Source organism: Spirosoma spitsbergense DSM 19989 (genome assembly GCF_000374085.1).
In the GTDB taxonomy this organism is placed as follows: Bacteria; Bacteroidota; Bacteroidia; order Cytophagales; family Spirosomataceae; genus Spirosoma; species Spirosoma spitsbergense.
The window spans coordinates 206,933-215,619 of record NZ_KB893387.1; the positions used below are offsets into that span (position 1 = coordinate 206,933).

Genomic DNA, 8,687 nt, shown 5'->3' on the forward strand with positions numbered 1-8,687 from the left:
AGAATAAGTATCTGCATCCTCTAAGCAATTTCTAAGTGAATTGTAAGCCAATTCTTAAGGTATCGGTACAAATTGCCAACGATTCAATACGCCAGTCGAAAACACTAAAACCGTCCTGCGGTTAAATAGTTAATTCTTTGGCGGGCACATGATGTACTTTTCTTATGTGCCGCTGTACCACATACACCGAATGCACGGGTGTTCGTTGGTAAATCACTATATTCTTAAAAACCTAATCATGACGGATAACAACACAGACATACAGGCCAACCTGCGATGGTATAAGGACGCCATCATTTATGAACTACACATAAAAGCATTTCGCGATGGAAATGGCGATGGGGTTGGTGATTTTCAGGGCCTGCTCGAAAAACTGGATTATTTACAGGAACTGGGCGTTACGGCTATCTGGTTGCTTCCGTTTTATCCATCGCCCCTGCGCGACGATGGCTATGATATTGCCGATTATTACACCATTAACCCATCGTACGGGAACATTGCCGAGTTCAAGACGCTGCTCAAAGAAGCCCACGACCGGGACCTGAAGGTTATTACCGAACTGGTTATCAATCACTCGTCCGACCAGCACCCCTGGTTTCAGCGGGCACGCCGGGCACCCAAAGGCTCACCCGAACGCGAATACTACGTCTGGACCGATGACCCGATGCAGTTTAAAGACGTTCGGATTATTTTCCAGGATTTTGAAAACTCCAACTGGACCTGGGACAATGAAGCCCAGCAGTATTACTGGCACCGCTTTTTTCATCACCAGCCCGACCTGAATTACGATAGCCCGCTGGTACAGGCCGAAGTAATCAAAATGCTTGACTACTGGTGCGAACTGGGCGTTGATGGGTTCCGGCTGGATGCTGTTCCGTACCTGTTTGAACGGGAGGGCACCAACGGCGAAAACCTGCCCGAAACGCACGATTTCCTGAAAAAACTCCGGTCGCACATCGACGCGCATTTTCCGGGAGTGGTATTTCTGGCCGAAGCCAACATGTGGCCCGAAGATTCGGCTTCCTACTTTGGCGATGGCGATGAGTGCCATATGAACTACCATTTTCCGGTGATGCCCCGCATGTTCATGGCCCTGCAAATGGAAGATCGGTATCCTCTTACCGACATATTCGACCAGACCCCCGCTATTCCCGACAACTGCCAGTGGGCCATATTCCTGCGGAATCATGACGAGTTAACGCTCGAAATGGTGACCGACGAGGAGCGGGACTACATGTATAAAACCTACGCTAAAGATCCAAAAGCGAAGATTAACCTTGGTATCCGGCACCGTCTGGCTCCGTTGATGCAGAATAACCGCAAGAAAATAGAACTGCTGAACAGCCTGCTATTTTCGTTGCCGGGCACCCCGGTCATCTATTACGGCGATGAAATTGGCATGGGCGATAACGTGTACCTGGGCGACCGGGATGGCGTACGAACTCCTATGCAGTGGTCTCCCGATCGCAACGCCGGTTTTTCGAGCACCAATCCGCAAAAACTTTATTTACCCACCATTCTGGACCCGGAGTACCACTATGAATCGGTGAACGTGGAGACCCAGCGTAACAATACCTCCTCCTTGTTCTGGTTCATGAAACGGATGATTAACCTGCGCAAGCACTACAAAGCGTTTGGGCGGGGCGATATGAAATTTCTGAACGTGGAGAATCCTAAGGTGCTGGCGTTTACCCGTACCTATGAGGAACAAACCCTGTTGATTGTGGTCAACCTGTCGAAGTATTCCCAACCGGCGCAGGTTGAGCTAAGCGGCTTCAACGGCTACGTGCCGGTAGAAGCATTCAGCAAAAATGCCTTCCCGGCTATTTCCGACAGCGAAATGTATTTTTTCACCTTGGCACCGCACGATTACCAGTGGTTTGTGCTGGAAAAAGCAGATACGGGCGCTACGCACGTCCTTGAACTGCCCATGGTGCGCATTGATGACTGGCATACATTACTGGCCAATGGAACGCGTACTGTGCTGGAAACCGTCGTATTACCCGACTACCTCCTGCGGGCCGATTGGTTTGATGAGAAGAAGCAGGCCATGCGCGACGTAACCATTCGCAACCACGCCCGGCTCACACTGGCAGAAGGCACCGCCTATATTGTACTGATTGAAGTGGCCTACGAGCGGGGCTTGCCCGAAACTTTCCAGCTGGCCCTGACCTTTGCCGATGAAGCACAAGCAGACAAATTGACCCGTAACTGCCCGCAGTCTATTATGTCCATGGCCAAAATAGGGGAGAAAACCGGTGTTCTTTGCGATGGCCTGTACGTAGCCGAGGTGCAGCAGGCATTGATCCGGCAGATGGCCGAAGCAGGGAAGAACCCGGAGAATGGTCTGCTGTTCGAGAGCAAGCCGGAACTGAATGAGTACGTCCAGAAAAACAAGGAGATAAAATCCAGATTGCTGGTTGCCGGTACGGACTACGTATCCATCGGCTACGATACTAACTACCTTCTCAAACTGTACCGTAAGGTAGACCTGTCTATCAATCCCGACGCTGAGTTGACTCACTTTTTATCCGAAACAGCTTCGTTCGCCTACGTGCCTGCCCTGGTTGGTTCGGTAGAGATGGTCTCGTCCAGTGAGTCGATAATGCTGGGTAACCTGGAAGAGATGGTGGCCCGGCACGGGGATGGAAAAACCTATGTGCTGGAGCGAATCAATAACTACATCGAACGGATTCTTTCCCGCGATAAAATGCAGTTATCAGCCATCATGGACGTGCCGCGTGGTACGCTGAGCCAGCCGGTTGGACTTAAAGACCTACCCGACGAAACTCAGGAGTTACTGGGCAGGCGTGCGGCCGAGCAGGCCCGTTTGCTGGGTGTTCGTATCGGTCAGATGCACGTGGCACTAGCTTCCAATAATACCCTGAAGGATTTTGCCCCGGAAGATTTCTCGTTGCACTACCAGCGGTCGTTGTTTTCAGGATTGCAGTCGCTGGTGCGCGAAACGTACCAGAGCGAGCAACGGAATCTGCAACGGGTGCCGGCCGACATTCGGCAGGATGTGAAGCAGACACTGGACCGAAAAGAAGCCATGATGACGAAGCTGAAACGGATTTACAGCAAGAAACTGGACACGGCCAAAATTCGTATTCATGGTAATCTGCAACTGGAAAAGATTCTGCTAACGGGCAGGGATATTGCCATTCAGGATTTTGGTGGCGATCCCAACCGGAGCTACAGTGAACGGCGGCTGAAACGGTCGCCCCTGCGCGATGTGGCGGCCATGATTCGCTCGTTCTATTATGTAGCCCACGAAGGATTCTTTATAACCAATCAGGTTCCCAAACAGGAAACGGTGCAACTACTTCCCTACGCCGAATTCTGGGCCCACCAAATGAGTGGATTCTTTATGAAAGCGTACCTGGAAACGGTACAGGGCAGTTCGTTCATGCCTAGCAAGCCAGATGATCTGGAGATGATGCTCGAAACATTCCTGCTCGAAAAAGCCATTGCCGACCTGAATTACGAGCTCAACCACCGCCCCGACTGGGTACGTATTCCGCTACAGATTATCAAATCGGTCATGGCCGCTTCGGACAAGGTTACCCCCGAACCGGAAATGGTTTAGAGCCAACCAGAACTGGTAGCTTGTACGGCTACGGGAGTGGTCGAAAACCAGCTTTTTAATTTAACGCCCCCGGTATTCATAGTTTACAAAGGGATGAAATCCAGTGCTGGATTTCATCCCTTTTTTTGTTGCTTTCAGACTAGTACACTGCCCATATTATCAGCTAATTACCGTTAAATAAAAGCTCTTTCAATAATACTCATCCCTTGCATTATTATTGCTGTTAGTAATATATGTAGCTTCATAAATATACGCAAGCTACTTATTGATACCCAGAATGGGCCGCAAGGTCAGCGCATTTTATTTCGTCGTTTCGACCTATCGCCAGTGGTCGATTTAGTGTGGTCCTGTATGTATGGCCTGCCTTCTAAAGTTGGGCAGGATAGGGTTGCCTTAGGGTGTCTTTAAGTAGTTGTACCGGTGTTGGTTCCTGCCAGACCGACTTACTTATCTTGTGTAGATTCCACTTCATTTATTCGTCTTACCTATCCAATTCTGTTTACCAACAACAGTATGAAACACGTATTACGTCAGTTACCGAATCTGACAACTTCAGAGAGTCATGGAATTTTCCTTTTCAACCCCAAAAACCGGCAACACGCCAGCCGGTGGTGGTTTCTGTTTTTATTACTGACCAGCCTGAGTACTCTGAGCTGGGGGCAGTCCTGTTTCAACACCTCAACCGTTTCCCTTGGCTATATTACGGCTCCAAACAGCGATAGCCCTACGTCGGAAGCAACGGGCGATTTCAACGGTGATGGTAAACTCGACCTGGCCATCGTTAACCAGTCGGTTTATACTGTCGGGATACTGTTAAATACGGGCAATGGCACCTTTGGTCCGGTTACGACGTACACGGCAGGTTCTCAACCCCGTTCCGTAGCCGTAGGCGACTTCAACGGCGATGGTAAACCCGATCTGGCGGTAGGAAACGTGAGCTCCAAAAATGTCTCGATTCTGCTGAATACGGGTGGGGGAAGTTTTGGTGCAGCGACCAACTTCCCCGTTGGTATGCAACCCCGTTCCATAGCGGTTGGAGACTTCAACAGCGATGGAAAACCTGATGTGGCAACCGGTAATTATGCATCTAACAACGTCTCGATTCTGCTGAATGCGGGCGGAGGGGATTTTGGTGGAGCGACCAACTTTGCCGTCGGCACAGCACCAAATTCACTCGTAGCGGGCGATTTCAATGGCGATGGCAAGGTTGATCTGGCCACCGCGAACTATTTGTCTAACAATGTGTCCATATTGCTGGGGAATGGCAGTGGCAGTTTCAGTTCGGCCGCCCCTTTGGCTGTTGCTTTGGGGCCCGACAAAATTATATCAGGCGACTTCAACGGCGACGGCCGGCTCGACCTGGCCGTGTTGGCCACCGGCACACCAACTAGCACACCAACTATCGCGATCTTGTTAGGCAATGGTAGTGGCGGTTTTGGTGCAGCACCCACCATCTCTTTAGGCTTCAATTCCTATAGTATTGATGCGGGGGACTTCAATGGCGATGGCAAGACCGATCTGGTTGCGGGAGGCTATACGACCAGCAATGTGGTGGTGTTTCTGAGTAATGGCGATGGCAGCTTCGGAACGGGCACCGCCTTTGCCACGGGGGTTTACCCCTTTGTTGTTTTGGCAGGCGACTTCAACGGCGACGGTAAACTGGATCTGGCAGCGGCAAGAAGTGATGATGGCATTACCCCGGCCAATGTCGCGATATTGCTGGGCAAGGGCGATGGCACCTTTGGGGCAGCCGGAACCGTTACTAACCCCCGTTATGTGGCGGTGGGCGACTTCAATGGCGATGGCCGACCCGATATAGCGGTAGCCAACCGGGCATCAAACAACGTCTCGATCCTGCTGGCCAACGGTAGCGGGGGCTTTGGCACAGCCACTAACTTTGCCGTGGGCTCTGGACCCCGGTCAGTAGTCGTTGCCGATTTTAATCTCGATGGTAACCTCGACCTGGCGGTCGGGAACTATACCGATAACACCGTTACAATCTTGCTGGGTAATGGCAGTGGCGGCTTTGGGATGGCCCCCAACGTAACCACCGGTTCAGGCCCTCAGTCAGTAGCCACTGCCGACTTTAACAGCGATGGCAAGCCCGATCTGGCCATCGCTAACTATAATGCGAATACGCTCCAGATCGTGTATGGCGATGGACACGGAGGTTTTGGATCAACGTTCACTGCCTCTACCGGTGCAAATCCCGCTTTTATTGCCATCGGTGATTTTAATGGGAATGGCAAACCCGACCTAGCCATCGCCAACTCCGGTTCCGGTACCGTCACCATAATACCTAACGCCGGTGCATCCACTACGCTTGCCGTTGGTTCCACCCCCTACTCAATCGTTACGGGCGATTTTAACGGCGATGGCAAGCTCGACCTGGCTACTGCCAATCGTGGTACAAACAACATTTCAGTACTGCTGGGCAACGGTGATGGCAGCTTTGGAGCCGCTACTAACTTCGTGACTGGCTCCGATCCCGTTGCTATTGCAATAGGTGACTTCAACGCCGATGGTAAGCTCGACCTGGCTACCGCTAATGCTAATTCGAACAACGTCTCCGTGTTGCTGGGCAATGGTCTGGGTAGCTTCGGCGCGGCTACTGCGTTCGGAACTGGTAGGGCCTCTTTTTCTGTGGCGGTGGGGGATTTCAACGCCGATAGCAAACAAGACCTGATTGTGGCCAACCTGGATGACAACGATCTCTCATTACTATTAAACTGCACGGCTACGGCCAATACCCCGCCAACCGTGGCCAATGTCATTCCTAACCAGACCGGTACGGTGGGCACTGCCTTCAATTATACCATTCCGGCCAATACCTTTACCGATGCCGAAACACCGGGTTCATTAGTGCTCTCGGCTACCGGTTTACCCGCCGGACTAAGTTTTGCCGGTTCGACCATTAGTGGCACCCCCTCCGTGTCGGGCGTATCGACGGTGACCATCAAGGCGACCGATCCGGGCAGTCTGTCGGCCAGCACCAGCTTTATGCTGACCATAAACCCGGCCGTGATGCCCCCTGCCAGCTTTGCTATCGTTGGCGTAACCACCGTGAGTTGCACGACCTTATCGGCTGGTGAGCGTAACCTGACGTTCAATCCCCAGTATGCGGGTGTGAATGGCCAGCCCATCAGCTTTTCGGTGCTGAATGAGATGCTGCCTACCACCAGTCCGGGTCCCTATAGCCTGCACGTTTATACCGACAATTCGGCTATCACCCTCAAAGCAACCCAGACCGGAACCGCTGGGGAAGCCAGCTTCGTTTATAACTGGCTGGCTGCCTGTACCGGTGGAGGTCCTCCGCCGGTAAACCAGCCTCCCGTAGTAGCCAATGCCATCCCTAACCAGACCGGAACAGTGGGCACGGCGTTTAGCTACATGATCCCGGCCAACACCTTCACTGATCCGAATGGCGATATGCTAACCCTCTCCGCCACTGGTTTACCTGCCGGGTTAAGTTTTGCCGGTTCAACCATTAGTGGCACCCCTTCCGCGTCGGGCGTATCGACGGTGAGTATCACGGCCACCGATCCGGGCGGGCTGTTCGTCAGCACCAGCTTTATGCTGACCATAAACCCGGCTGGTGTGATGCTGCCCTTTGCCATCACGGGCGTAACCACCGTGAATTGCACAACCTTATCGGCCGGTGAGCGCAACCTGACGTTCAATCCGCAGTACACGGGTGTGAATGGCCAGCCCATCAGTTTTTCGGTGATGAACGAGATGACGCCCACCACCAGTCCAGGTCCCTATAGCCTGCACTTGTATACCGACAATCCCGTCGTCACCTTGCAGGCGGTACAGAGTGGCGTGACCAGTAGTTTTGTTTATAACTGGCTGACTGCCTGTAATGGAGGTTCTCCCCGGCTGGCGGCAGTTGTAGAACCAACGGCTACCTTACAAGTAAAGGTGCTGGGTAACCCAGTGTATAGTGCGGTTGAATTTGATGTAACCGGGGCCGAAGCCAGATCCCTTCATCTGTCATTAATCGATGGGATGGGGCGCATTGTTAATGATAGCCATACAGAACAGGCTGGTGCTAGGGAACACTATCAATTCGACGTATCTACACTACCTGCCGGGCCACTGCTGCTCCGGGTTAGTACACCCGGCCAGTCCGAAACGGTGCGGATACTCAAATCGAATTAATACAGGTATTCAGGTAAGTAAAACAGGAGTCATCACAAATGCGTTGATAAAGGCTTTTGCCTTTATCAACGCATTTGTGATGACTAAACGCAGTCTGTAGATCAGCACCAACGTTTTCGGTGCCAATATTCGTAAGGCGCTACTTTTTCATTCTTGCCAGTATCTGTTTCATCTCGGCAATTTCGCGCTTCTGAGCGTCAATGATTCCTTCGGCCAGTTTTTTTACTTCCGGATCTTTCAGGTCCGCATTCGTACTTGTCAGAATAGCTGACGAGTGGTGGGGAATCATGGCCTGCATATACTGCTCATCACCTACGAAAGTCTGGGTGCGCAGGAGGGTTAGAGTCAGGATAAAAACAACGACGCTACCAATGCCAATGGATAGGTTCATCTGTTTGTTTTTATACATGCCCGACATGAACAACAGCATCATAAGGGCCATGGGTGAAACCATCAGCAGCGTCATGTAAAGCCGGGTCAGGCTCAGGTAGACATGGTCGATCATGAACACATTTAGAAACATAACCGTGTACATGATTACAAATGACACGACCAGCATCAGAAAAAATTTACGGTAATTATTCCCTTCCATTTTTTCGTTGGTTTAGTTGATTAGTGCGGTATTCTTAAGGCAATAGATTCAGTATTAGCAACTGATCGACTACTCTACCCTGCTATTTTTATGGCCTGATAATGAGTTAATTGAAGAACAATCCACCGAAATAGCTTTTTGATCGTCCGTAGTAAATCGGGACAAGGTTGAACTTGATGCCGGCACATCTGCCGAAGTTGATTAAGGCCGTGACGACTAAAGCTATTGGCTTTATAACCATGCTTCTTTACTTTGATAGATTGTACTTTTTTGTGAAAATAAAGCCCGAAACTGACGCATAAACTGTAGGAAAGACTCACTAAGGCTACTAGTTTTTTTAGTTTC

At 51.1% G+C, this 8,687-nt stretch carries 3 protein-coding genes; 2 read left to right on the forward strand and 1 reads right to left on the reverse strand.

Features of this window, described 5'->3' with window-relative positions; all coding sequences use genetic code 11:
* Positions 1–238: 238 nt before the first annotated feature.
* A complete protein-coding gene (treS, locus tag B157_RS0100940) occupies positions 239–3,589 on the forward strand; it encodes a maltose alpha-D-glucosyltransferase (protein WP_020601496.1) in 3,351 nt (1,116 codons plus the stop codon).
* Positions 3,590–4,102: 513 nt separating this feature from the next.
* Positions 4,103–7,750: a beta strand repeat-containing protein gene (locus tag B157_RS36620; protein WP_020601497.1), complete on the forward strand. Its 3,648-nt coding sequence runs from the start codon at positions 4,103–4,105 to the stop codon at positions 7,748–7,750.
* A 139-nt stretch (positions 7,751–7,889) separates the two neighbouring features.
* On the opposite strand, the gene B157_RS0100950 is transcribed toward B157_RS36620, so the two are convergent.
* On the reverse strand, positions 7,890–8,342 hold the full coding sequence (locus B157_RS0100950; protein WP_020601498.1) for a DUF305 domain-containing protein: 453 nt from the start codon (positions 8,340–8,342) through the stop codon (positions 7,890–7,892).
* Positions 8,343–8,687: the final 345 nt, after the last annotated feature.

Coding starts and splice junctions, on each gene's coding strand:
- treS (WP_020601496.1), top strand. CDS start 239: ATGACGGATAACAACACAGACATACAGGCCAACCTGCGATGGTATAAG.
- B157_RS0100950 (WP_020601498.1), bottom strand. CDS start 8,342: ATGGAAGGGAATAATTACCGTAAATTTTTTCTGATGCTGGTCGTGTCA.
- B157_RS36620 (WP_020601497.1), top strand. CDS start 4,103: ATGAAACACGTATTACGTCAGTTACCGAATCTGACAACTTCAGAGAGT.